Consider the following 22849-nt stretch of genomic DNA (forward strand, 5'->3'; position numbering starts at 1 on the left):
GAATGTCCCCCGGCCTGCGGCCTCCTCCTTTATTTCGCTGCGCAGAGCACACCATCGACGTGATCGTTGGACGCAGCGGTTGATCGGTCGGCACTACAGCTGCGCCCATGTGCGAATGACACCGGGTGCTCCCCGCAGCGAAATAAAGGAGGAGCCGAAGGCCGGGGGACATTCGCGGAGGGGAGTACCCGGTGTCATTCGCACGCACCCCGGACGAACACTGAAGCAACTGACATGACAACCTCCTTCAACTTCTCCGGCCAACGCGCACTAGTGACCGGCGCGAGCAGCGGCATAGGCCGCACAGTGGCGATGCGACTCGCGCAGTCCGGCGCAATGGTCACAGCCGTGGGACGCAACGCCGCGGCACTGGAAACGTTGCACGCCGAAGCCGGCTGCACGCCACTGGTGCTCGACGTGGCCGACGCTCCCGCCCTGGAGCGCGCGCTAGCTGCATTGCAAGCATTCGACCTCGTAGTGAACTGCGCCGGCATCGCGCTGCTCGAATCTGCCGTCGCAATGAAGGCCGAGAGCTTCGACGCCGTGATGGCAGTCAACGCGCGCGCCGCAGCGCTCGTGGCCTCACGCTGCGGCAAGGCCATGATCGCGGCCGGCATACGCGGCAGCATCGTCAACGTGTCGAGCCAGGCTTCGCTGGTCGCGCTCGACGCGCATCTTTGCTACTGCGCCTCGAAGGCCGCGATGGACGCCATCACGCGCTCGCTGTGCCTGGAGTTCGGGCCGCACGGCATTCGCGTGAACAGCGTGAACCCGACCGTCACGCTCACACCGATGGCCGAACAGGCCTGGGCCGACGCGGACAAGAGCGCTGCCGCCCTCAGGAACATTCCGCTGGGCCGTTTCGCGCAGGTGGAAGAAGTGGTGGCGCCGATCCTCTTTCTGCTGAGCGATGGCGCGTCGATGGTGAGCGGCGTGTCGCTGCCGGTGGACGGCGGCTACACCATCGTCTGAAGCTGAAGGCTCTCAGGCCAGACGAGTGCCTCCGCCCCGAGGGGCATCGAGCAGCGCGTCGAGGTTGCGCGTGATCTTCTGCTCGATCATTTCGCTGAAGCTGCTGAACAGGAAACCCAGCGTCGCATCGAGCGTGAAGGTGCTGGCCGTGACCTCGACGGTGCCGTCGATGCCCGCGCGCGTGAAGGTTGCCACGTCGCGGTCTTCGCCCCGGGTGTAGACGCATTCGAGGCCGAACTCCTGCTCGGCCTGCTTGATCCACTGGCGCGCGGCGACGCGCGCACCAGTGAGCCCCAGCGTGTGATTGCGTTCGATATGGATGTCAGGCACCGTGATCTCCGTTTTTTTGTTCCGGGCTGGAATGGGTTTGCATGATGCCGGTCGCCGCCTGCAAGGCACTGCGGCGTTCTTCCGTGGTCGGCAGCGCGGCGATGCGCCGGACCTCAGTGTAAAAGCGCGGCCAGTCGTGGCCTTCGCGTTCGAAGAGTTTCTCGAAGCTGGGCACGAGATCGTCGTAGGCGCCCTGTGCGCCGAAGGCCGCGTTGTTGGCGCGTGCCACCCAGGCGTCATAGGCGTTGCGGCGGGGGCCAGACCAGCCCGCCTTCAGCTTTGCATAGCGCTCGCGAAAATCGGCCATGGCGGCCTGCTTCATGACCTCGACCTTGGCCCAGTCCTTGTCCTTGGCTTCGGGCGATTCGTAGACCTGCGTCAGCGCGCGGCGGGTGTTCAGCGCCAGCGCGCGGAAGTCCTGGCGCTGCCCATCGAACTGGGCGTACTCGCGACGGGCCTGCTCGCCGGCCTCGCGCTGCAGCCACATCGCCCCGCCGATGCGCTCGACCGCCGTGGCGTACGACTCGTTGAACACAGTGTCGCCGGCCACGTAGAGCACCTGGTGCGCCAGTTCGTGGAACACGATGCGCGCGAGCTCGCCCTCGGGGTAGCCAATGAAGGTGGACAGCAGCGGATCGCCACCGGCCCAGTTCATCCAGCCCAGCGTGGAGTACGCGGGCACCGGGTACACGGCCACTTCCAGGTCCTGCTTCTTCTGCGCTTCGGCTTCGGTCTTGGCCGCATCCTCGCTGTAGTAGCCCCGGTAGCCCACGCAGCCGGCCACCGGGAAGCACCAGCTCTTGAGCGTGAGCGAGTACGGCGGCGCGGCCACCACGTTCCACACGGCGGCGGGGCGGTGCAGGTCGGCGTACGACTTGTAGCTGGCGTTGTCGGGCAGGCCGAGTTGGGTGGAAGCGAAGCGGCGGATGCGCTGCGTGAGTTCGAGCTTGGCCTTCAGCGGCGCGGACACGGCCGGGTCGGCCAGCCACTCGGGCACGGGCTTGGCGGCCCGCATGATGCCGATGTGGCCGCTGGCGGACTGCCAGTAGTAGCCGAGGTCGGCGCAACCGGTGAGCAACAGCGAGCCGGCCAGCGCAAGCGCGGGAAGAGGCCTCACGCTTTTTCGACCTCGACGAGGCAGTCGTAGAAGGTCGGCCCGCGGCCGATGTCGGTCAGGCGCTGGCTGGTCAGCTCGTTGACGTTGGTGCCATCCATGCCGAGCTTGCGCCACCAGATGCCCATGCCGTGCACCACGCCCTGCCGCGCGCGGCGCGAGACTTCGGCGCGGCAGCGGTGTTCGCCGCGCTTGTTGAACACGCGCACCATCGCGCCGTCCTCGATGCCGCGCGCTGCGGCGTCGGCCTCGTGGATTTCGAGCAGCGGCTCGACCTCGATGGCGCGCAGGCTCGTCACGTTGACGAAGGTCGAGTTGAGGAAATTGCGCGCCGGCGGCGAGATCATGGCCAGCGGGAATTCGGTCGAGCTGCCGGCCGGCTCCCAGTTGGGCACGTGGTCGGGCAGGCCGCCGATGCCCATGGCTTCGAGGCGCGCGCTGAAGAATTCGCAGCGGCCCGAAGGCGTGGGGAACCTGCCTTCGGCAAACGGCGCCTCGGGCAGCTTCACGCTGGTGAAGCCCTGCGCCAGCAGTTCGGGGAAGTCGATGGCGTTGTCGGCAAAGGCGGTGCGGCACAGCGTCTCGTCGGAGTCCGAGAAACAGGGCTCGGTAAAGCCCATGCGACGCGCCAGTTCGCGGAACACCCAGGCGTTGCTGCGGGCCTCGCCGCGCGGCGCCACGGCCGGGCGGTTCAGCAGCACGTCGGTGTGGCCGTAGCTGCAGTGGATGTCCCAGTGCTCCAGCTGCGTGGTGGCGGGGAGCAGGTAGTCGGCGTAGTCGGCGGTGTCGGTGCGGAACTGCTCCAGCACCACGGTGAACAAATCTTCGCGCGCGAAGCCCGCCGCCACCTTGGCCGACTCGGGCGCCACCGCCACGGGGTTGCTGTTGTAGACCACGATGGCCTTCACCGGATTGGCGGTGTCCAGCAGCGCGTCGCCGATGGTGCTCATGTTGATGGTGCGCGGCTTGCGCCCGGCCAGCAGGTCGGGGCGCTGAAGCGCGGCGCGGTCGACCGGGTAATGACCCGAGCTGCTCAGCAGCAGGCCGCCCGCGCGGTCGCGCCAGGCGCCAACCAGCGCCGGCAGGCAGGCGATGGCGCGGGCCGCGTTGCCGCCGCCGCGCACGCGCTGCATGCCGTAGTTCAGGCGGATCGCGGCCGGCTTGGTGGTGCCGTAGGCCTTTGCCAGCGAGACGATTTGCTCTTCTGGAATGCCGCAGACTTCGGCCGCGCGCGACGGCGGCCATTGCAGCGCGCGCTCGCGCAGCTCCTCCCAGCCCAGCGTGTGGCTGGCGATGTAGTCGTGGTCGAGCCAGTCGTGCACGATCAGCTCGTGCATCAGGGCCAGCGCCAGTGCGGCGTCGGTGCCGGGCAGCAGCGCGATGTGCTCGTCGCACTTGTCGGCGGTTTCGGTCTTGCGCGGGTCGATGCACACCAGCCGTGCGCCGGCACGCTTGGCGGCCTGGGCGTGGCGCCAGAAATGCAGGTTGCTGGCGATGGAATTGCTGCCCCAGATGAGGATTAGCTTGGCTTCGGCGAAGAATTCGATGCGCATGCCGACCTTGGCGCCCAGCGTGTAGACCATGGCTTCGCCGCCGGCCATCGAGCAGATGGTGCGGTCCAGCAAGGTGGCGCCCAGCTTGTGGAAGAAGCGCCGGTCCATCGACTCGCCCTGCACCAGGCCCATGGTGCCCGCATAGCTGTAGGGGACAATAGCTTCGGGTTTTCCCTGTAATACTCGAAGATGCGCGGCGATGTCGTCCAGCGCGGCGTCCCACGACACGGGCTCGAACTGGCCGCTGCCCTTGGGGCCGACACGTTTCAGGGGCTGTACCAGCCGTTCGGCGTGATCATTGCGTTCGATGTAGCGGGACACCTTGGTGCACAGCACGCCACCGGTGTGCGAATGGGCGGCGTTGCCCTGCAGCTTGACGGCCACGCCGTCCTTGACGGTGGTAACGAGCGCGCAGGTGTCCGGGCAGTCGTGGGGACAGGCGCCCAGCACGGTGGTCGTTACGGGCTGGGAAGGCGCTTCTTCGAGCAAGGTATCCGGTGCGTGGGCCATCGGGCGAGTCTAATTTGTGCGCGAGTCAGAGCGCGGGAGTGGGTTTTCATCATGTTGAATCGACGTCATTTTTCTTTGGCCGCAGGCGCGGCCGCCACACTGGGTGGCTTCGGCATCGCGCGGGCACAGGGCGACACGCCGCTGGTGCTGGGCCAGTCGGCAGCGTTCACCGGTCCGGCGGCGCAGCTGGGCATCCAGTTCCACCAGGGCGCCAAGCTGTTCCTGGACCAGTACAACGCCCAGCCGGGCCGCCGCAATGTGGTGATCAAGAACCTCGACGACGGCTACGAGCCCGACCGCTGCGCGGCCAACACGCAGAAGCTGATCGAGGAAGACGTGTTCTCGCTCTTCGGCTACATCGGCACGCCGACCAGCCTGGCGGCGCTGCCGCTGGCGGTGAAGGACAAGGTGCCGTTCGTGGCGCCGTTCACTGGCGCGATGTCGCTGCGCGAGCCTTTCCAGAAGAACGTGTTTCACCTGCGCGCCTCGTACAACGACGAGACGGCGCTGATGGTGAAGCAGCTCACCCACCTGGGACTGAAGAAGATCGCGGTCTTCTACCAGAACGACGCTTACGGCAAGGCCGGGCTCGACGGCGTGACGCTGGCGCTCGGCGAGCAGCAGCTCAAGCCCGTGGCGCTGGCCACGGTGGAGCGCAACTCGGCCGACGTGGCGCAGGCGGTGAAGTCCATCGTGGCGGCGAAGCCCGACGCGGTGGTGCAGGTGGGCGCGTACAAGGCCTGCGCAGCCTTTATCCGCCAGGCGCGAAAGGCGGGCTATGGCGGCACTTTCTTCAACATGTCTTTCGTCGGCACGCAGGCGCTGGCGGACGAGCTGGGCAAGGACGCGGCCGGCGTGATGGTGACGCAGGTGGTGCCCTCACCCTACAACCAGGCCAATGCGCTGGCGCGCGAGTTCACCGAGGTGGTGCGCAAGGCCGGCGGCGGCGCGAGCGCCAATTTTTCGAGCATGGAAGGCTACCTGGCCGCGAAGGTGCTGACCGAGGGCCTGCGCAAGGCGCCGGGCAAGCCCACGCGCGACAGCCTGATCGCGGGGCTGGAGAGCATCGACCGCCAGCAGTTCGGCGGGTTCGAGGTGTCGTTCTCGGCCAAGAACCACGTGGGCTCGAAATTCGTCGAGCTGTCGATGCTGACCGGCGACGGCCGCGTCAGGACCTGATCAGGCCGCCTTGCCGCTGAGACCGTCCACAGCCTGGAACATCGCCTGCCGCGCCTGGCTGACGATCTGTCCGCGCCAGGCATCGGTGTCCGTATAGAACGCTTCCAGCATCCGCGCCCGGATGCCGTCGGCCAAGTCGGCCGGCGCCTCGGGGTGCTTGTGCAGCCAATGGTCGGCACGCAGCGCGCCGGTCACTTCGAGGATGGGCAACGTGCCGTATTCGAGCGCGATGCCGGTGTATTCCGCCTGCGGGCACTCCTCGTAAACAGAGTCCCACATCAGCCCCCGCAGCAGCGCAGAGGTCGAGGAGCCGTCGTAGATCGAGGTGACGGGCGCGGCGGGCGTGCCCCACCACGCATTGGCGCGCGCATAGGCGACCTTGTCGTCGCGGCAGGCGAAGATGCGTTCGCCCAGGCCGTTCGGGCCAAGCCCCGTGTGCAGGTCGATCCAGGCAATGCGCTTCGCGCTGCCCGCGTGGCGCTTCAGCACGCTGCGGATGGTCTTGTTGCTCCAGGTCGGCGCCTTGCCGCCGAAGAACAGGCCGTCGTCGAACTGGTACTGCCCGCTGGTCACGGCCGCCTGATAGGCAGTGGCGCCGTGCTTGCCGATCCACTTGTCCACCGCCGCCTGGTTCTCGGGAGTGGGCGGCCAGGTGGCGGGCAGCAGCAGGTCGTGTAGCTTGGCATACGGCTCGTTGATCGGCACCGGCTTCGAGAAGTCGATGAAGTTGCGGTTCAGGTCGACGTTCTCGTGCGTCACGCGCCGGCCGTAGGAAAAGCCGTGCGGGTTGAGCGCGTGCACGTAAAGCACCGCCACGCCCTGTGCCTTGGCCTTCTCGCGCCATTCGGCGTCGTGCAGTGCGAACACCTGCACGCCGCTGCCGCAGTGGCCCTCGGCGCCATGGCAGGCACTGGAGACGATCAGCAGGTTCTGCGCATTCGCGTCGCCGTCGAGCGCGACGTCCATCGACAGGTCTTCGCCGTCGCGCCCCTTGAGCGGGTGCGCATGCGGCTCGACCGTGAGGCCGGCGCTCACGCAGCCTTGCAGGAACTTCTGGCGCGCCTGGGCGTAGCGCGGCGAAAAGGCCTCGGCGATGCCGATCATGTCGCTGCGCCGCCGGGCTTGAGGAACTGCTCGGCGATCTGCACCCAGCAGGTCGCGCCCAGCGGGATGAGATCGTCGTTGAAGTCGTAGCTCGCGTTGTGCAGCGTGCAAGGGCCTTCGCCGTGGTGCACGTCGCGATGCGTGCCGTCGCCGTTGCCGATGAAGGCATAGGCGCCGGGCTTGGCCTGCAGCATGAAGGCGAAGTCTTCGGACGTCATGGCGGCCTCCTGCTTCAGCACGTTCTCGGGGCCGACGATGCCGCCCATCACGCGGCGCGCGAAGTCAGCCTCGGCCTCGGTATTGATGGTGGGCGGGTAGTAGCGCTCGAAGCGGAAGTCGCAGGTGGCGTCGTGCGCCGCGCAGATGTGGTCAGCGACCTGCTTCATCTTTGCCTCGATCAGGTCGAGCACCTCCAGCGAAAAAGTGCGCACGGTGCCCGACAGCTCGCAGTTGTCGGGAATCACGTTGTTGGTTTCGCCGGCATGGATGGTGGTGACCGAGATCACGGCCGAGTCGGTCGGCTTCATCTTGCGCGTGAGGATGGTCTGGAAGGCCTGCACGATCTCGCAGGCGATCGGCACCGGGTCGATGCCCGTATGCGGCAACGCGGCGTGGCCACCCTTGCCGATCACGTTGATGTGGAACTTGTTGCCCGACGCCATCACCGGCCCCGGGCTCACGGCGAACTGGCCCGCCTTCATGCCGGGCCAGTTGTGCATGCCGAACACGGCGTCCATGGGGAACTGCTCGAACAGCCCTTCCTTGATCATTTCGCGGGCGCCGCCGCCGCCCTCTTCCGCCGGCTGGAAGATCAGGTAGACGGTGCCGTCGAAGTTGCGGTTCTTCGCCAGGTGCTGCGCGGCCGCCAGCAGCATGGCCGTGTGGCCGTCGTGGCCGCAGGCGTGCATCTTTCCGTGGTGCTTGCTCGCGTGGGCGAAGGTGTTGAGTTCGGTGACGGGCAGCGCGTCCATGTCGGCGCGCAGGCCAACTGCGCGGCTGCTGGAGCCATTCTTGACGATACCCACCACGCCGGTGGTGCCCAGCCCACGGTGAATGGGAATGCCCCATTCGGTGAGCTTGCCTGCCACCACGTCGGCGGTGCGGACTTCCTGGAAACAGAGTTCGGGGTGGGCGTGGAGGTCACGTCGGACGGCGGCGATGCCAGCCGCCTGCGTGACGAGCGAGTCGATGAGTTTCATGGCGTGGACGTCTCAAAATGCCAGTCTATCCACTCTGGCGTTTTGAGGCACCACCAAAAATACGCACCCCAGGTGCGCACCCGGGGTTCAGTGCCCGGCGGTCCAGAAGCCGACGTGCGGCACGGCGGCCTCTTCCTCGAGCAGCGGCCCCACCACCTCGACGCGCCGCTGCCCGCGCGCAAAGACCTCGCGGCAGGGGAGCGAAAAAGTCGGGTTTTCGGGGTGGTCGCCGGTCAGGCCAAGCAGCGCGTGCTCTGAAAGCGCGTAGACCACGCGGCCGATGTTCGTCCAGTAGATGGCGCCCGCGCACATGCAGCAGGGCTCGGCGCTGGTGAACAGCGTGCAGCGCGCGAGCTGCTCGGGCGTGAGCAGGCGCGCGGCCTGCGCGGCGGCCACCAGCTCGGCGTGCTGCGTGGGGTCGCCCTCTGGTGGCATCGAGTTGTTGCCCGCGGTGACGACGACCTCGCCATGCTCGTTCGCCACCAGCGCGGCAAAGGGATGGCGCCCGCGCGCCTTCGACTCGTCCGACAGGCGGATGGCCATGCGCAGCAGTTCGAGATCGCGCGGCGACAGGTCGTCGGTGGTCATTTGCAGACAGCGCCCCCGTTCAGCGGCCGATGCTCTTCAGGTAGTCGGCGCGAGCGGCCAGCGCGGTGTCGGTGAAGTCGGTGAACACGCCGTCCACGCCGAGCTTGTAGTACACGCCGTATTCGTTCTTGCCGTCCTTGTTGTAGTCGGACGCGAGGCGGCGCGACTCGTTGCGGAAGGTGAAGGGGTGCACGAACAGGCCTGCCTTGTGCGCATCGGCGATCAGCGAGGTGGGCGCGGTGGAGGTGGCATCGGCGTCGTTGATCTTGCCGTCCTTGTTGACGTCCACCGGCTTGCCGTCGGCGCCGATGGTGCCCTTGATGCTCACGATGTAGCGCTTCCACGGACCGATGCCGTCGGCGTAGGTCTTGATCTCGGCCAGGCCCGCGGGCGTGACCATGGCGTCGAAGTTGCGCTTGTCGCCGGCCTTGGTCCAGTCGTAGGGGCGGTCGCTGGGCACGGCGAAGGTCACGGCGCCGGTCTTCAGGTCGACGCTGTCGCCGTCGATCAGCTGGATGAGCCGGGTGTTCAGGCCCTTGCTCTTCATGTACTTGAGGCTGCCGGGCTCGAAGGACTGCACGTAGATGGGCGCGGTCTTGCTGTTCCAGCCCGCTGCGTTGATGGCGGCGATGACCTTGTCTTCCATCGGCAGGCCGAGTTCGCGGAAGTAGGTCGGGTTCTTGGTCTCGGGGTAGATGGCGATGGTGCGGCCGGTTTCCTTCGACTTGGCCTTGGCGAAATCGATGATCTCCTGGAACGTGACGACCTTGAACTTGCCGTTGAATTCCTGCGGGCGCTCGGCGTCGGTGGAGATGCCGCCCAGCGTCTTGATCTCGGCCAGCGTGAAGTCGTTGCTGAACCAGCCGGTCTGGGTCTCGCCGTCGATCTTGATGGTCTTCTTGCGCGAGGCGAAGCGGGGGTGCTTGGCCACGTCGGTGTTGAGGGCGAGGTTGGGGTCGTGGCGGGCGATGAGCACGCCGTCCTTGGTGGAGATCAGGTCCATCTCGATCACGTCGGCGCCGAGCTCGATCGCACGCGCATAGGCTTCGAGCGTTTCTTCCGGCAGGTAGCCCGAGGCACCACGGTGGGCGATGACCAGCGGCGGGTTGCCGTCGAGCGTGAGCAGTTTGGTGCTGGAAGGCCCGGTAGTGGTGCAGGCGGCCACGCAGAGGGCGGCGGTGGCGGTCAAGGCGATCTGAAGGGTGCGCATGGTCCTGGTTTCTCCGTCCAAAAGAAGAGGGGCAGCGTACCTGCTTCGCGTGACTGCTTCGACATCCACGCACGCGCGGCGCCGACTTCCGGGAGAATGTGTTGCATGCTCCACACGCTTTCCCCCCAAAGCCTGCTGCTGGCCCAGACCCTGGTGCGCATGAACACCGTCAGCGCCAACAGCAACCTCGAACTGATCGACTTCGCGCAGAGCCACCTCGCGGCCCTGGGCGTCAAAAGCCGCATCACCTACAACGCCGAACGCACCAAAGCGAACCTGTTCGCCACGCTGGGCGAAGGCAAGCCAGCCGGCGTGATCGTCTCGGGCCACACCGATACGGTGCCCTGGGACGGGCAGGACTGGAGCGTCGACCCGCTCTCGGCCGTGGTGCAGAACGAGCGCCTCTACGGGCGCGGCTCGGCCGACATGAAGAGCTTCATTGCCATCGCGCTGGCCAATGCCCATCGCTTCCTGGAAAGCGACTCGCCCTTCGCGGTGCACTTCGCCTTCAGCTACGAAGAAGAAATCGGCTGCTTCGGCGTGAAGGAACTCATCGCCGACATGCGCGACGCCAACATCAAGCCGTTGGCATGCATCGTGGGCGAGCCCACCAGCATGGTGCCCGCCATCGCGCACAAGGGCGTGTACCGCTACAAGTGCTGCGTGCGCGGCAAGGAAGCACATTCCTCGCTCACGCCGAAGTCGGTCAACGCCATCGAAATGGCGGCCCGGGTGATCGGCAAGGTGCGCGACATGGCGGAAGACTTCGAGCGCAACGAGCCGCGCTACGAAGGCTTCGACGTGCCCTTCAGCACCGCGAGCGTGGGGCAGTTCCACGGCGGCATCGCCGACAACGTGGTGCCGCGCGACGCCGAGTTCCGCTATGAATTCCGCGACCTGCCCACCGCCGATGCCAAGCGCATGCAGGCCGACGTGGTCGCCTACGCGGGCAGCATCGAACCCGCGATGAAGAAGGTCGCGCCCGACGCGGGCTTCAGCTTCGAGACCATCTGCGAGATTCCGAGCTTCCTTGGCGCGGCCGACAACCCGATCACCAAACTGGCGCAGCGCCTCGCGGGCGAAGAACGCACCACGCTGGTGGCCTTCGGCACCGAAGCGGGTCTGTTCAAGAACGCCGGCATCCCCACCGTGGTGTGCGGGCCCGGCAGCATCGAGCAGGCGCACCAGCCTGACGAGTTCGTGAGCCTCGAACAACTCGCGCGCTGCGAGCTGTTCATGGAACGCCTGGCCTCCACGCCCGCCATTGGCTGAACCAGCAGAAAGCGGCGGCGACGCGCTGCGGCGCATGAAGCGAATCGCGCTCGGCCTGCTGTGCGGCGCGGCGCTGCTCTATGCGGTGGCGAGTGCGCTGCATGCGCAGCACCCGGCCTGGGGCTACGTGGCCGCCTTTTCAGAAGCCGCGATGGTCGGCGCCATTGCCGACTGGTTCGCGGTGGTGGCGCTGTTTCGCCATCCGCTGGGCCTGCCGATTCCGCACACCGCGATCATCCCGAGCAACAAGGACCGCATCGGCGCCAAGCTCGCGGGCTTCATCTGCGACAACTTCCTGAGCACTGAACAAGTGCTCGGCAAGCTGCGGCAGTTCGATGCTGCCGGGCGCATCGCCGATTGGCTGGCGCGGCCCGCCAGCGGCGAGAAGCTCGGCGAATGGGGCGTGGCCGCCACGCGCTACGGGCTCTCGGCCTTCGACGACGAGCGAGTGCGCGACTTCATGGGGCGCGCCGCCGCGGCCGGCCTCGAGAAGATCGACCTCTCGCGCCTGACCGGCCAGGCGCTCGACGCGCTCACAGCAGGCGGGCGCCACCAGGCCCTGCTCGACGACGTGCTGCAGCAGGTGGCCGGCCTGCTCGAAGGCGACGAGGTGCAGGCGCACATCACAGAAGCCATCGCGCGCGAGATCAAGACGCTGCGCTACGTGGGCCTCGACCAGGTGGCGGCCAAGCTGGCCACGCGCAAGATCGTCGCGGTCGTGGCGCGCACCATCGGCGAGCTGGCGGCCGAGCCCGAGCATCCGATGCGCAGGCGCTTCGATCACTTCGTCGACGACTTCGTGGTGCGCCTGAAGCTCGACCCCGAGTTTCAGCAGCGCGGCGAGCAGATTCGCGCGGAGCTCATCGCGCACCCGGCCCTTGGCGACTACCTGCACGGGCTGTGGGGCGAGCTGCTGGCGTGGCTGCACGACGACCTGGGCCGCAACGATTCGACCATCCGCCAGCGCATCGCCTCGATGGCCGGCTCGCTGGGCGCACGGCTGCAGGGCGACGAAGCCATCCGCCGCTGGATCAACGAGCAGATCGAGGCCGCCGCGCCGCTGGCCATCGAGCGCTACCGCGAGGACATCCGCCGCTACATCGAGGAACGCGTCGGCGAATGGAACGCGCAAGAGATGACGCTCGAGCTGGAGCGCCACATCGGGCGCGACCTGCAGTTCATCCGCATCAACGGCACGCTGGTGGGTGGGCTGGTGGGGTTGCTGATCCACACGGTGACGCAGCTGCTGCGCGGCTGAACGGGCCCGGGTAATCCACAGCGGACGAAAGTCCGCATCGTGTCTCCGGAGAGACTTCGCGGGCCCTTTCGCCTCCTAGACTGCTTCGCGCATCAACAAGAGGAGAAAAACGCCATGCCCTGTCGAAGCAGCCTGCGCACGGTCGCGCTGACCACCACCCTCGCCCTGATGGGCGCCTGCAGCACGGTCGCGCCGCCATCGCCTGCCACCCGGCCCGTCTCGTGGGGCGCTCCTGAGGCGCTGGTCGCCCCGTCGTCCTTCTCGGGCGTGCACGGGCTGGCCATCGATGCGAAGGGCCGGCTGCTCGCGGGCTCGGTGGTCGGCAACACGTTGTGGGAGGTCGACCGCAACACCGGCGCGGCCAAGGTGCTCGTCGATGCACCCGAAGGCCAGGCCGACGACATCGCCGTGGGCCCGAAGGGCGAGCTGGCCTGGACCAACTACCTCATGGGCATGCTGCGCTACCGCGAGAGCGACACCGCCCCGATGCGCGTGCTGGCCAAGGACTTGCCCGGCCTCAACTCGCTCGACTTCGACCGCCGCAACGGCAAGCTCTACGCCTCGCAGGTGTTCCTGGGCGACGCGCTGTGGGAGATCGACCGCGAAGGCCAGAAGCCGCCGCGGCTCATCAAGAAGGACATGGGTGGCTTCAACGGCTTCGAGGCCGGACCCGACGGCATGCTCTACGGGCCGCTGTGGTTCAAGGGCCAGGTGGTGAAGATCGATCCGGCGAACGGCAACATGACCGTGATCGCCGATGGCTTCAAGATACCGGCCGCCGCCAACCTCGACGGCAAGGGCAACCTCTGGGTGGTCGATGCGCGCAGCGGCGAGCTGGTGCGGGTGGAACTGGCCACCGGGCGCAAGACGGTCGCGAAGCAGCTGCGGCCTTCGCTCGACAACCTGGCCATCGCGCCCGACGGCACGATCTACGTGTCGAACATGGCCAACAACGAGGTGCAGGCCTTCAACCCCGCCACCGGCGAACTGCGCACGCTCACCAGCGGCAAGCTGGCGGTGCCGGCCGGCATGAAGATCGACGGCAACGACCTGTGGGTGGCCGACGTTTTCGGCTTCCGCCAGGTCGACGTGCGCACGGGCGAGGTGCGCGACGTGTTCCGCATGCAGCGCGACCCCGAGCTCGACTACCCGTTCGCGGTGGGGCTGTCGCCCAAGCTCTTTGCGTTGAGCTCGTGGTTCACGGGCACGGTGCAGCTGGTCGACCGGCAGACGCTGAAGACCGTCGAGACCATCCACGGCCTGAAGGCGCCGTTCGACGCCATCCCCATGCCCGACGGCAGCGTGATCTACGCCGAAATAGCTACCGGCAGCGTCACCCGCGCCAGCGGGCCGAAGTTCACTGAAAAGTCAGTGCTTGCTAGCGGCCTGAACGGCCCGGTGCAGATGATCGTCGGCCAGGACGGTGCGCTCTACGTGACCGAGGCCGCCGGCAAACTGCTGCGCATTCCGCTCGACGCCAGCGCGCCGCTGCGCACCATGGCCGACGGACTGGCGCTGCCCGAAGGCGTGGCGCAAACGCCGTGGGGCAGCTTCATCGTGGCCGAGAGCGCCGCGCGGCGGCTGGTGGAAATCGCCTCCGACGGCACACGCCGCACGGTCGCCGAGAACCTGCCGATCGGCCTCGCGCCCGGCCCCGGGCTGCCCCCGCCCTACGTGGTCACGGGCGTCGCCGTGGGCCGCGACGGTACGATCTACATGGCGGCTGATCGCAACAATGCGATATATCGAATCCGCCCCGTAAGGTAGGGTAACAATAAGTGTAAATTGCAGTTTACTTTTAAAAACAAATATTACAGACTGCGCGGGACGTCTTGTGGCGCCCCGATTGCATCCGGTGGTCGGGAGGTCTGCGAGGCGCTCTTTTCCTGAACTTGAAAGGACATCGCATGACTCCGCTCGTCGTAGGCCAACTCCTGTCGCCCGAGTACTCCCTGGGCATGGTGGCGCTCTCCTTCCTGATCTCATTCGCGGGCTCGCTGGTGGCCCTCATCTGCGCCGGCCGCATGGTCGGCGCGGACGGCAAGCCCAACCTCGCCGTCGTGGCCTGCGCTGCGGTGGCGCTGGGCGGCATCGGCATCTGGTCTATGCACTTCATCGGTATGCTGGCGTACCGCCTGCCGGTGGCCATCTCGTACAACATGCCGCTCACGGTGGTGTCGCTGGTCGCGGCCATCCTGATCTCGGGCATTGCGCTGTACATGGCCGGCGGACGGCGCAAGTTCAGCAAATCGGGCTGGCTCGCCGGCAGCCTGCTGGCCGGTGTCGGCGTCTGCGTGATGCACTACATGGGCATGTTCGCAATGAGCATGCGCGCCTCGATGAACTTCGACATGGCGGTGGTCGGGCTGTCGGTGCTCATTGCCGTCACCGCTGCCGCGGCGGCCCTGTGGCTGGCGTTCAACCTGCGCAAGCTCTCGCACAAGGTCGCGGCGGCTGCCGTGATGGGCGTGGCGGTCTGCACCATGCACTACGTGGGCATGAGCGCAGCCAGCATGGTCTGCATCGCAGCCGCGCCCGCCGACGCGCTGGCCATCGGCGGCAGCTACATGGGTCTCACGGTGTTCGGCACGGCCGGCGCGGTGCTGATCTTCATCTACTGGGTGGTCACGGGCAGCAGCCTCGACGCCCCGGTGGCCCCGCAACGCGCACGCGCCAGCTGACCAGCTAGTAGGCGCAAGCGGGCGCGGCGCCCGCCCCCTAGAGTCTGTGCAGAGCGAAAACAAGCGACCTGCACAGACTCTTCCCATGCCCGTCATCGAATCCCGGCTGCAATCGGCCAGCGACACCTTCCAGGCCAACCGCACCGGCATGCTCGCGCTGCTCGACCAGGTGCGCGCACATGAGGCCCGCGCCGTCGCAGCCTCCGGCGCCTCGGCCGAGCGTTTTGCCAAGCGCGGGCAGCTGTTGCCGCGCGAGCGCATCGCGCTGCTGCTCGACACCGGCGCGCCCTTCCTGCCGCTGGCCTCGCTCGCGGGGCTGGGGCAGGACAACCCCGATCTGGTCAAGAGCGTGCCCGGCGGTGGCCTGATCTCCGGCATCGGCCAGGTATCGGGCGTGCGCTGCATGGTGAACGCCTCCGACTCGGGCATCGACGCTGGCGCACTGCAGCCCATGGGCCTCGACAAGCAGCTGCGCGTGCAGGAGATCGCGCTCGAAAACAAGCTGCCCTACGTGCAGCTGGTGGAAAGCGCTGGCGCCAACCTCATGCACTACCGCGTGCAGGACTTCGTGCGCGGCGGCAACATCTTCCGCAACCTCGCGCGGCTGTCGGCCGCGGGGCTTCCGGTGGTGACAGTGACGCATGGCTCCTCGACCGCGGGCGGCGCCTACCAGACGGGCTTGTCCGACTACATCGTGATGGTGCGCGACCGCACGCGGGCTTTTCTCGCGGGGCCGCCGCTGCTGAAGGCGGCCACCGGCGAGATCGCCACCGAAGAAGAACTGGGCGGCGCGGTGATGCACACGCACATCTCGGGCCTCGGCGACTACCTGGCCGAGGACGACCGCGACGCCATCCGCATCGCGCGCTCGATCCTCGGCGGCATCGACTGGGCGCGCGACGAAGCGCCGCGCCGGTTCACACCGCCGCGCTACGACGCCGAGGACCTGCTCGGCATCATGCCCAGCGACGGACGGAGGCCGGTGGACATGCGCGAGGTGATCGCGCGCATCGCCGATGGCTCCGAATTCCTGGAGTTCAGCGAGCACTACGGCAGCGCCACCGTCTGCGGCCACATCCGGCTCGAAGGCCATGCTGTGGGCATCATCACCAACAACGGCCCCATCGATTCCGACGGCGCGACCAAGGCCACGCACTTCATCCAGGCCTGCTGCCAGACGCGCACACCCATCGTCTACCTGCAGAACATCACCGGCTACATGGTGGGCCGCGCGCACGAGGAGGCCGGCATCATCAAGCACGGCGCGAAGATGATCCAGGCCGTGACCAACGCCACAGTGCCGCAGATCACGCTGCACTGCGGCGCCTCCTACGGCGCGGGCAACTACGGCATGTGCGGCCGGGGCTTCGCGCCGCGCTTCTGCTTCTCGTGGCCCAACGCGCGCACCGCGGTGATGGGCGGCGAGCAGGCGGCAAAGACCATGGCCATCGTGATGGAGGCAGGCATGGCGCGAAAGGGCGCGGTCGACCACGCGAAGATCGATGCGATGCAGCAGCAGATCGTCGAACGCTTCGATCGGCAGATGAGCGTATTCACCACCAGCGCGCTGCTGCTCGACGACGGCGTGATCGACCCGCGCGACACGCGTGCGGTGCTGGCCGAAGTTCTTTCGATCTGCCGCGATGCCGATGCGCGCGTGCCGCAGGCGATGCAGTTCTCGGTGGCACGGCCATGAACAGCCCATTTCAAAAAATCCTGATCGCGAACCGCGGCGAGATCGCAGTGCGCGTGATGCGCACGGCGCGCGCGATGGGCTACCGCACGGTGGCCGTGTACTCCAGCGCTGACGCGGATGCCGAGCATGTGCGGCAGGCCGACCAGGCGGTTTGGATCGGCGAGCCTCTGCCCGCGCAGAGCTACCTGAACATCGCCGCGATCATCGAGGCCGCGCGTGCCAGCGGTGCTGATGCGGTGCACCCGGGCTACGGCTTTCTCGCGGAGAACGCAGCGTTCGCGCAGGCTTGTCGCGATGCAGACCTCGTCTTCATCGGCCCCTCGCCCGAAGCCATTCGCGCGATGGGCGACAAGGCCGGCGCCAAGCGGTTGATGCAGGCGGCGGGTGTGCCGTGCATTCCGGGCTACCAGGGCGAAGACCAGAGCGCGGAGACGCTGGCCGCCGAGGCAGCGCGCATCGGCTGGCCCGTGATGATCAAGGCAACGGCGGGTGGCGGCGGGCGGGGCATGCGGCTCGTCACCTCGGCCGCTGACTTCGCCGGTCAGCTGCACAGCGCACAGTCCGAAGCGCTCAATGCATTCGGCAATGCCACCGTGATCCTGGAGCGCGCTATCGTCGCGCCGCGCCACGTCGAAGTCCAGGTGTTCGCCGACCGACACGGCAACGCCATCCACCTCGGCGAGCGCGACTGCTCGGTGCAGCGGCGGCACCAGAAGGTCGTCGAGGAAGCGCCCTCGCCCGCAGTGTCCGAAGCGCTGCGCGAACGCATGGGCGCGACCGCCGTCGCCGCGGCGAAAGCCATCGCTTACGAAGGCGCGGGCACGCTCGAATTCCTGCTCGATGCCGAAGGCCAGTACTGGTTCATGGAAATGAACACGCGCCTGCAGGTGGAGCATCCGGTGACCGAAGCGGTGACGGGCCTCGACCTCGTCGAGCTGCAACTGCGCGTCGCGGCCGGGGAGCCCTTGCCGCTCGCACAGCAGGACGTGCGCATCACCGGCCACGCAATCGAAGTGCGCCTGTGCGCCGAAGATCCGCGGCAGGGCTTCATGCCGCAGAGCGGCACGCTCGCGGCATGGCGGCCCTCTGCCGCGTTGCGCACCGAACACGCCTTGCGCGACGGCGCCGCTGTGCCGCCCTTCTACGACTCGATGATCGCCAAGCTCGTGGCGCATGGCCGCACGCGAGAAGAAGCCCGGCACCGGCTGATTGCGGGCTTGCAGGACACGGTGGCGCTCGGCATCTCGACCAATCAGCAGCTTCTGCGACGCGTGTTGTCGCATGACGTGTTCGCAAGCGGCGCGGCAACGACCGCCTTCATCGGCGATCACCTCGACGCGCTGCTCGCCGCCGATGCGGCGAACGACACCCGCGCCGCATTGCTCGCCGCCCTCCTGCTCCAGCTGGGCGAGCGTGGCTGGCCCTCGCCGCTCGCGCACACGCTGCCCAACGCGCTGCGCTTCGCACTCGACGGCACGGTGCACGCAGCCCGGGTGACGCCGCGCGGCGCCGGCCGGTTCGACATTGCACTGGACGACGAGGCACCCATGCAGCTTGCATTGCTCGCCCTGCCAGGCGACGGCAGCCTCCGCTTCTCATGCGACGGCCTGTCCGAGCAAGCGTTCGTCGTGCGGCAGCCCGACCGCGTGGACTTCCACTTCCGCGGCCAGTCATTCCAGCTGGAGAACCTCACGCACGTCGCGGTCGCACGCACTGACGGCACCAGCGGCGACGGCCTGCTGCGCGCATCGATGAACGGCCGCGTGATCGCCCTGCTGGTAGCCGAAGGCGACGCGGTCGCCGCTGGCCAACCGCTCGTCACGCTCGAAGCGATGAAGATGGAGCATGTGCACTGCGCGCCACGTGCCGGCCGCGTCGCGCTGCATGTCACGGTGGGTGCGCAAGTCGCCGCACGCCACGTGGTCGCGCAGATCGCCGCGGTATGACAGAGACAGCCCCAAGAGACTCCAGAAGGTCATTCGCATGAACGCCCCCTCCTCCCATTACCGCTCCGTCTTCGCGCCTGGCCTGTTCGACGGACAGGTCATCGTCGTCACCGGCGGTGGCTCCGGCATCGGCCGCTGCACCGCGCACGAACTCGCCTCGCTCGGCGCGCACGTGGTGCTGGTCGGCCGCAAGCCCGAGAAGCTCGACACGGTACGCGCCGAGATCGAAGCCGGCGGTGGCAAGGCCAGCACGCAAGCCTTCGACATCCGCCAGGAAGAAGCGGTGTGCGCGGCCGTCGCCGCCATCGTCGCCGCACATGGCCGCATCGACGGGCTCGTGAACAACGCAGGCGGCCAGTACATCACGCCCCTCGCCGCCATCTCGGCCAAGGGCTGGGAGGCGGTGATCCACACCAACCTCACGGGCGGCTTCCTGGTCGCGCGCGAGTGCTACGTGCAAAGCATGCAGGCCAACGGCGGCGCCATCGTCAACATCGTGGCCGACATCTGGGGCTCCATGCCCAACATGGGCCACAGCGGCGCGGCGCGCGCGGGCATGGTGAGCTTCACCGAGACAGCGGCCGCCGAGTGGGCCGTTAGCGGCGTGCGCGTGAACGCGGTGGCGCCGGGCTACATTGCATCGAGCGGCATGGACCATTACCCGCCCGAAGCCGGCGACATGCTGCGCGCCATGCGCAACACCGTGCCCGCAGGCCGCTTCGGCAACGAGGCCGAGACCTCCGCCGCCATCGCCTTCCTGCTGAGCCCCGCGGCCAGCTTCATCAGCGGCAGCGTGCTGCGCGTGGACGGCGCACGGCCGCAGGTGCGCATGGGCTGGCCGATGGAGATTCCCGATGCGCAGACGCAGCAGCGCGCGGCGGTGCGGCCTTTCGATGGCTTTCATCTCGCGCAGGTACCGCGCGTGTTCCAGGACAAGTAAAGAACGAACGACCGGAGACAAGACACCATGCAGTACACCCATGAACACCTCGAAATACAGAAGACCCTGCGCCGCTTCATCGACGACGAGATCAACCCGCACGTGGATGAATGGGAAGCCGCCGAGATCTTCCCGGCGCACGAGGTTTTCAAGAAGCTCGGCAATCTCGGCATGCTGGGCCTGAACAAGCCCGAGGCCTTCGGCGGCGCCGGACTCGACTACTCGTACGCGATGGCGATGGCCGAGGCACTGGGCCACATCAGCTGCGGCGGCGTGCCGATGGCCATCGGCGTGCAGACCGACATGTGCACGCCCGCGCTCGCACGCTTCGGCAGCGACGAGTTGCGCCGCGAGTTCCTTGCGCCCGCCATTGCCGGCGACATGGTCGGCTGCATCGGCGTGAGCGAGCCCGGCGCGGGCAGCGACGTGGCGGGCCTGAAGAGCCATGCGCGCAAGGACGGCGACGACTACCTCATCAGCGGCCAGAAGATGTGGATCACCAACAGCCTGCAGGCCGACTGGATGTGCATGCTGGTCAACACCAGCGACGGGCCGGTGCACCGCAACAAGTCGCTCGTGATGGTGCCGATGGACAGCCCCGGCATCGAGAAGGCGAAGAAGATCCGCAAGATCGGCATGAATTCGAGCGACACCGGGCTCATCTACTTCGACAACGTGCGCGTGCCGCAGCGCTATCGCATCGGCGAGGAGGGCCAGGGCTTCGTCTACCAGATGCAGCAGTTCCAGGAAGAGCGGCTGTGGGCCGCCGCAAGTTCGCTCGAACCGATGGAAGACTGCATCGCGCAGACCATCGAGTGGGCGCAGCAGCGGCAGATGTTCGGCGCCACGCTGGCCGACCAGCAATGGGTGCAGTTCAAACTGGCAGAGCTGAAGACCGAGGTGGAGGCGCTGCGCGCGCTCACCTACCGCGCCTGCGACCTGCATGTGCAGGGCGAGGACGTGCTCGAGCTCGCGTCGATGGCCAAGCTCAAGACCGGCCGCCTCACGCGGCAGGTGTCCGACACCTGCCTGCAATTCTGGGGCGGCATGGGCTTCACGCTGGAGAACCGCGTGTCGCGGCTGTACCGCGACGGCCGGCTGGGCTCCATTGGCGGTGGCGCCGACGAGGTGATGCTCGGCATCCTCGCGAAGACCATGGGCATCGCCAAGCGGCCGCCGCGCGGTTGAACACGACATGAACGCCGAACTGCAAGCCGACCGAGCCGCGCTCGCCGACACGGTGCGGCGCTTTGCCGAAAGCGAGATCGCGCCGCATGTGCAGGCGTGGGACGACGCAGGCGAGTTTCCGCGTGCGCTCTACACACGCGCCGCCGAACTCGGCCTGCTGGGCCTGGGCTATCCGGAAGAACTCGGCGGCACGCCCGCCTCGTATTCGCTCAAGCTGCCGGCGTGGGTCGCGCTCGCGCGCCATGGCAAGAGCGGCGGCGTGCTCGCGAGCCTGTTCTCGCACAACATCGGCCTGCCGCCCGTGGTGCTGCATGCAAGCGACGCGGTGCGCCAAGAGGTCGTGCCGCCGGTGCTGCGCGGCGAGAAGATCGCGGCGCTTGCCATCACCGAACCCGGCGGCGGCTCCGACGTGGCCGCGCTGCGCACGACTGCAAAGCGCGACGGCGATCACTACGTGGTCAATGGCGAGAAGACGTTCATCACCTCGGGCATGCGCGCCGACTGGATCACCGTGGCCGTGCGCACCGGCGAGGGGCGAGGCGCTGGCGGCGTCTCGATGCTGCTGGTGCCGGGCGACTCGCCGAGCCTCTCGCGCACGCGCCTGTCGAAGATGGGCTGGCTGTGCTCCGACACCGCGACGCTGCACTTCGACAACGTGCGCGTGCCCGCGCGCTACCTTCTCGGGAACGAGGGCGAAGGCTTCCGCATGGTCATGGGCAACTTCAACGGCGAACGCATCGGCATCGCGGCGGGCACGCTGGGTTTCTCGCAGGCCTGCCTCGACGAGGCACTGGCCTGGGCGCGCGAGCGCAAGACCTTCGGCGCCGCGCTCATCGAGCACCAGGCGGTGCGTCACAAGCTGGTCGACATGCAGATGCGCATCGCCTCCACCGAGGCCTGGATCGAGGCGGTGTCGACCGAAGGCGACGCGCTCGAAGCGGCGGGGCGCTTCAATGCACCCGAATGGGTCGCGCAGATCTGCATGCTGAAGAACCACGCGACGCAGACCATGCAGTTCTGCGCCGACCAGGCGGTGCAGATCCTCGGCGGCATGGGCTTCATGCGCGGCACGGTGAGCGAGCGCATCTACCGCGAGGTGAAGGTGATGATGATCGGCGGCGGGGCCGAGGAAATCATGAAGGAGCTGGCGGCCAAGCAGATGGGCTGGTAGCCACCTTTCTTCGGACCGGGCGGAACGCTGCCGAACGCCGGGTGTCCAACCATCCAGCGCTTTCGCTGGGTCGCAGGAGACCGACATGCTCTCTCTCACCTCCGGCATCGGCGCCGTCATCCTCGTGCTGTTGGCGGTGCTGCTGTTTTCAGCGGTATGGATCTTCCGGGAGTACGAACGCGGCATCGTGTTCACACTCGGGCGCTTCTCGAAGGTTTCGGGGCCTGGTCTGGTGCTCGTGATTCCGGCCATCCAGCAGGTGGTGCGCGTCGACCTGCGCACCGTGGTGCTCGAAGTGCCGACGCAGGACGTGATCTCGCGCGACAACGTGTCGGTAAAGGTCAGCGCGGTCGTCTACTTCCGCATCGTCGACGCCGAGAAGGCCATCATCCAGGTCAAGGACTTCTTCAACGCCACGAGCCAACTGGCCCAGACCACCCTGCGCTCGGTGCTGGGCAAGCACCAGCTCGACGACATGCTGGCCGAGCGCGAGAAGCTCAACCTCGACGTGCGCGAGTCACTGGACGTGCAAACGGCGTCATGGGGCATCAAGGTGTCGAACGTGGAGATCAAGCAGATCGATCTCACCGAATCGATGGTGCGCGCCATCGCCAGGCAGGCCGAGGCGGAACGCGAGCGGCGCGCCAAGGTGATCCACGCCGAGGGCGAGCTGCAGGCTTCGGAGAAGCTGTTCCAGGCCGCCCGCGTGCTGGCGCAGGAGCCGCAGGCCATCCAGCTGCGCTACCTGGAAACGCTCACGGTGATCGGCGCGGACAAGAACACGACCATCGTGTTCCCGTTGCCGATGGATCTGATTTCGAGCTTCCTCGGCAAGCAGCACGCATAGCGGCGCGCAACGCGCGGAAGCGGAAAACTGTTCTTCACGCGCGAAGGCCTGCGGCGCATGGCCTTTCGCGAGGCGCGTGCTTACCATCGTC

The 22849-nt window shown here is 67.5% G+C and carries 19 protein-coding genes; 12 read left to right on the forward strand and 7 right to left on the reverse strand.

The features are described from left to right. Positions 1-234: 234 nt before the first annotated feature. Positions 235-972, forward strand: coding sequence for an SDR family oxidoreductase (locus ACSFBF_RS24325; RefSeq protein WP_435471488.1), 738 nt, complete (start codon positions 235-237; stop codon positions 970-972). 12 nt (positions 973-984) lie between these two features. Here the strand turns inward: ACSFBF_RS24325 and ACSFBF_RS24330 are convergent, their stop codons facing one another. The 3 genes from ACSFBF_RS24330 to ACSFBF_RS24340 are packed head-to-tail and all read right to left on the reverse strand — an operon-like array spanning position 985 to position 4479. After that, entirely contained in the window at positions 985-1302 is a 318-nt protein-coding gene (locus ACSFBF_RS24330; RefSeq protein ID WP_435471490.1) for a polyhydroxyalkanoic acid system family protein, read from the reverse strand. Then, positions 1295-2419, reverse strand: a complete 1125-nt coding sequence (locus ACSFBF_RS24335; RefSeq protein WP_435471492.1) for an aminopeptidase — start codon at positions 2417-2419, stop codon at positions 1295-1297. Before ACSFBF_RS24335 ends, ACSFBF_RS24330 begins: the two co-directional genes overlap by 8 nt. Further along, positions 2416-4479, reverse strand: a complete 2064-nt coding sequence (locus ACSFBF_RS24340; protein WP_435471494.1) for a molybdopterin-containing oxidoreductase family protein — start codon at positions 4477-4479, stop codon at positions 2416-2418. Before ACSFBF_RS24340 ends, ACSFBF_RS24335 begins: the two co-directional genes overlap by 4 nt. 51 nt (positions 4480-4530) lie before the next feature. On the opposite strand from ACSFBF_RS24340, the gene ACSFBF_RS24345 reads away from it, so the two are divergent. Beyond that, on the forward strand, positions 4531-5658 hold the full coding sequence (locus ACSFBF_RS24345; RefSeq protein WP_435471496.1) for an ABC transporter substrate-binding protein: 1128 nt from the start codon (positions 4531-4533) through the stop codon (positions 5656-5658). Here ACSFBF_RS24345 and ACSFBF_RS24350 read toward each other — a convergent pair whose 3' ends face one another. The 4 genes from ACSFBF_RS24350 to ACSFBF_RS24365 all read right to left on the reverse strand — a co-directional run bounded on the left by ACSFBF_RS24350 (position 5659) and on the right by ACSFBF_RS24365 (position 9759). Then, positions 5659-6762 carry a M14 family metallopeptidase gene (locus ACSFBF_RS24350; protein ID WP_435471498.1) on the reverse strand — a complete coding sequence of 368 codons (1104 nt, stop codon included), beginning with the start codon at positions 6760-6762 and terminating at the stop codon, positions 5659-5661. Next, positions 6759-7961 (reverse strand): M20 aminoacylase family protein, encoded by a 1203-nt coding sequence (locus tag ACSFBF_RS24355; RefSeq protein ID WP_258351714.1) that lies wholly within the window; start codon positions 7959-7961, stop codon positions 6759-6761. Before ACSFBF_RS24355 ends, ACSFBF_RS24350 begins: the two co-directional genes overlap by 4 nt. Positions 7962-8048: 87 nt before the next feature. Continuing rightward, positions 8049-8549, reverse strand: coding sequence for a nucleoside deaminase (locus ACSFBF_RS24360; protein WP_435471500.1), 501 nt, complete (start codon positions 8547-8549; stop codon positions 8049-8051). A gap of 19 nt (positions 8550-8568) precedes the next feature. Beyond that, a complete protein-coding gene (locus tag ACSFBF_RS24365; protein ID WP_435471502.1) occupies positions 8569-9759 on the reverse strand; it encodes a glycerophosphodiester phosphodiesterase in 1191 nt (396 codons plus the stop codon). Between the two features lie 105 nt (positions 9760-9864). Here ACSFBF_RS24365 and argE point away from each other — a divergent pair, with 105 nt between their 5' ends. The 10 genes from argE (at position 9865) to ACSFBF_RS24415 (ending at position 22758) form a co-directional block, all read left to right on the forward strand. Further along, positions 9865-11031, forward strand: coding sequence for an acetylornithine deacetylase (argE, locus tag ACSFBF_RS24370; protein ID WP_307616010.1), 1167 nt, complete (start codon positions 9865-9867; stop codon positions 11029-11031). Then, on the forward strand, positions 11024-12289 hold the full coding sequence (locus tag ACSFBF_RS24375; RefSeq protein WP_435471504.1) for a DUF445 domain-containing protein: 1266 nt from the start codon (positions 11024-11026) through the stop codon (positions 12287-12289). Before argE ends, ACSFBF_RS24375 begins: the two co-directional genes overlap by 8 nt. Positions 12290-12403: 114 nt before the next feature. Further along, complete coding sequence (locus ACSFBF_RS24380; protein ID WP_435471506.1) at positions 12404-14056, forward strand: Vgb family protein; 1653 nt, start codon at positions 12404-12406, stop codon at positions 14054-14056. Positions 14057-14196: 140 nt separating this feature from the next. Continuing rightward, positions 14197-14970: an MHYT domain-containing protein gene (locus ACSFBF_RS24385; protein ID WP_435471508.1), complete on the forward strand. Its 774-nt coding sequence runs from the start codon at positions 14197-14199 to the stop codon at positions 14968-14970. Positions 14971-15055: 85 nt separating this feature from the next. Beyond that, entirely contained in the window at positions 15056-16666 is a 1611-nt protein-coding gene (locus tag ACSFBF_RS24390) for an acyl-CoA carboxylase subunit beta (RefSeq protein ID WP_435471510.1), read from the forward strand. Continuing rightward, entirely contained in the window at positions 16663-18612 is a 1950-nt protein-coding gene (locus ACSFBF_RS24395; RefSeq protein WP_435471512.1) for an acetyl/propionyl/methylcrotonyl-CoA carboxylase subunit alpha, read from the forward strand. Before ACSFBF_RS24390 ends, ACSFBF_RS24395 begins: the two co-directional genes overlap by 4 nt. A 37-nt stretch (positions 18613-18649) precedes the next feature. After that, positions 18650-19552, forward strand: coding sequence for an SDR family oxidoreductase (locus tag ACSFBF_RS24400; protein ID WP_435471514.1), 903 nt, complete (start codon positions 18650-18652; stop codon positions 19550-19552). Positions 19553-19579: 27 nt separating this feature from the next. Further along, the gene (locus tag ACSFBF_RS24405; RefSeq protein ID WP_435471516.1) at positions 19580-20740 is read left to right on the forward strand and encodes an acyl-CoA dehydrogenase family protein; all 1161 of its coding nucleotides are present in this window, start codon (positions 19580-19582) and stop codon (positions 20738-20740) included. 7 nt (positions 20741-20747) lie between these two features. Continuing rightward, positions 20748-21911: an acyl-CoA dehydrogenase family protein gene (locus tag ACSFBF_RS24410; protein WP_435471518.1), complete on the forward strand. Its 1164-nt coding sequence runs from the start codon at positions 20748-20750 to the stop codon at positions 21909-21911. Between the two features lie 85 nt (positions 21912-21996). Continuing rightward, positions 21997-22758: a slipin family protein gene (locus ACSFBF_RS24415; RefSeq protein WP_093076802.1), complete on the forward strand. Its 762-nt coding sequence runs from the start codon at positions 21997-21999 to the stop codon at positions 22756-22758. Positions 22759-22849: the final 91 nt, after the last annotated feature.

The organism is Variovorax nivicola, assembly GCF_051216475.1.
GTDB lineage: Bacteria > Pseudomonadota > Gammaproteobacteria > Burkholderiales > Burkholderiaceae_C > Variovorax.

Excerpts from the sequence above, each read along its gene's own strand:
- ACSFBF_RS24325 (WP_435471488.1), top strand. The coding sequence starts at position 235 with ATGACAACCTCCTTCAACTTCTCCGGCCAACGCGCACTAGTGACCGGC.
- ACSFBF_RS24340 (WP_435471494.1), bottom strand. The coding sequence starts at position 4,479 with ATGGCCCACGCACCGGATACCTTGCTCGAAGAAGCGCCTTCCCAGCCC.
- ACSFBF_RS24345 (WP_435471496.1), top strand. The coding sequence starts at position 4,531 with ATGTTGAATCGACGTCATTTTTCTTTGGCCGCAGGCGCGGCCGCCACA.
- ACSFBF_RS24350 (WP_435471498.1), bottom strand. The coding sequence starts at position 6,762 with ATGATCGGCATCGCCGAGGCCTTTTCGCCGCGCTACGCCCAGGCGCGC.
- ACSFBF_RS24355 (WP_258351714.1), bottom strand. The coding sequence starts at position 7,961 with ATGAAACTCATCGACTCGCTCGTCACGCAGGCGGCTGGCATCGCCGCC.
- ACSFBF_RS24360 (WP_435471500.1), bottom strand. The coding sequence starts at position 8,549 with ATGACCACCGACGACCTGTCGCCGCGCGATCTCGAACTGCTGCGCATG.
- ACSFBF_RS24365 (WP_435471502.1), bottom strand. The coding sequence starts at position 9,759 with ATGCGCACCCTTCAGATCGCCTTGACCGCCACCGCCGCCCTCTGCGTG.
- argE (WP_307616010.1), top strand. The coding sequence starts at position 9,865 with ATGCTCCACACGCTTTCCCCCCAAAGCCTGCTGCTGGCCCAGACCCTG.
- ACSFBF_RS24380 (WP_435471506.1), top strand. The coding sequence starts at position 12,404 with ATGCCCTGTCGAAGCAGCCTGCGCACGGTCGCGCTGACCACCACCCTC.
- ACSFBF_RS24385 (WP_435471508.1), top strand. The coding sequence starts at position 14,197 with ATGACTCCGCTCGTCGTAGGCCAACTCCTGTCGCCCGAGTACTCCCTG.
- ACSFBF_RS24390 (WP_435471510.1), top strand. The coding sequence starts at position 15,056 with ATGCCCGTCATCGAATCCCGGCTGCAATCGGCCAGCGACACCTTCCAG.
- ACSFBF_RS24395 (WP_435471512.1), top strand. The coding sequence starts at position 16,663 with ATGAACAGCCCATTTCAAAAAATCCTGATCGCGAACCGCGGCGAGATC.
- ACSFBF_RS24400 (WP_435471514.1), top strand. The coding sequence starts at position 18,650 with ATGAACGCCCCCTCCTCCCATTACCGCTCCGTCTTCGCGCCTGGCCTG.
- ACSFBF_RS24405 (WP_435471516.1), top strand. The coding sequence starts at position 19,580 with ATGCAGTACACCCATGAACACCTCGAAATACAGAAGACCCTGCGCCGC.
- ACSFBF_RS24410 (WP_435471518.1), top strand. The coding sequence starts at position 20,748 with ATGAACGCCGAACTGCAAGCCGACCGAGCCGCGCTCGCCGACACGGTG.
- ACSFBF_RS24415 (WP_093076802.1), top strand. The coding sequence starts at position 21,997 with ATGCTCTCTCTCACCTCCGGCATCGGCGCCGTCATCCTCGTGCTGTTG.